1 rRNA gene is annotated in these 1218 nt (G+C 53.2%); it reads left to right on the top strand.

Annotated elements, in window-relative coordinates:
- Position 1: 1 nt before the first annotated feature.
- Positions 2-1218 (top strand): 23S ribosomal RNA (locus tag F1379_RS29460); the annotation flags it as partial.

Here is a 1218-nt window from a genome sequence, read left to right as displayed (position 1 = left end):
TGGTTAAGCTACTAAGAGCACACGGAGGATGCCTAGGCGCCAGGAGCCGACGAAGGACGTGGCGAACAACGAAACTGCCTCGGGGAGCTGTAAGCAAGCTTTGATCCGGGGGTGTCCGAATGGGGAAACCCAGCTGTGGTAATACGCAGTTACTCATGCCTGAATACATAGGGCATGCAGAGGCAGACCAGGGGAACTGAAACATCTAAGTACCCTGAGGAAGAGAAAACAATAGTGATTCCGTCAGTAGCGGCGAGCGAACGCGGAACAGCCTAAACCAGGGAGCTTGCTCCTTGGGGTTGTGGGACGTCTCACATGGAGTTACAAAGGAATAGCGTAGGTGAAGAGGTCTGGAAAGGCCCGCGATAGAGGTAAAAGCCCTGTAGCCGAAATGTTATTCTCTCCGAGACGGATCCCGAGTAGTGCGGGGCACGTGAAACCCCGTATGAATCCGGCAGGACCATCTGTCAAGGCTAAATACTACCTGGCGACCGATAGTGAAACAGTACCGTGAGGGAAAGGTGAAAAGCACCCCGGAAGGGGAGTGAAATAGTACCTGAAACCGTGTGCTTACAAGAAGTCAGAGCCCGATCTATGGGTGATGGCGTGCCTTTTGTAGAATGAACCGGCGAGTTACGTTTAACATGCAAGGTTAAGCCGAGAAGGCGGAGCCGCAGCGAAAGCGAGTCTGAATAGGGCGAATGAGTATGTGGACGTAGACCCGAAACCGTGTGATCTACCCCTGTCCAGGGTGAAGGTGCGGTAACACGCACTGGAGGCCCGAACCCACGTACGTTGAAAAGTGCGGGGATGAGGTGGGGGTAGCGGAGAAATTCCAATCGAACTCGGAGATAGCTGGTTCTCCCCGAAATAGCTTTAGGGCTAGCCTCGGTGAATGGAGTGGTGGAGGTAGAGCACTGATTGGGTGCGGGGCCCGCAAGGGTTACCAAGCTCAGTCAAACTCCGAATGCCATTAACTTCTTGCCGGGAGTCAGACAGTGAGTGCTAAGATCCATTGTCAAAAGGGAAACAGCCCAGACCATCAGCTAAGGTCCCCAAGTGTGTGTTAAGTGGGAAAGGATGTGGAGTTGCACAGACAACCAGGATGTTGGCTTAGAAGCAGCCACCATTGAAAGAGTGCGTAATAGCTCACTGGTCGAGTGACTCTGCGCCGAAAATGTAACGGGGCTAAACACACCACCGAAGCTATGGCTTGAT

The sequence above is a fragment of the Paenibacillus tepidiphilus genome (assembly GCF_008635795.1).
Classification (GTDB): domain Bacteria; phylum Bacillota; class Bacilli; order Paenibacillales; family Paenibacillaceae; genus Paenibacillus_AQ; species Paenibacillus_AQ tepidiphilus.
Note: the sequence above shows the minus strand (reverse complement) of the source record. Positions and strands in the feature narration are given on the sequence as shown.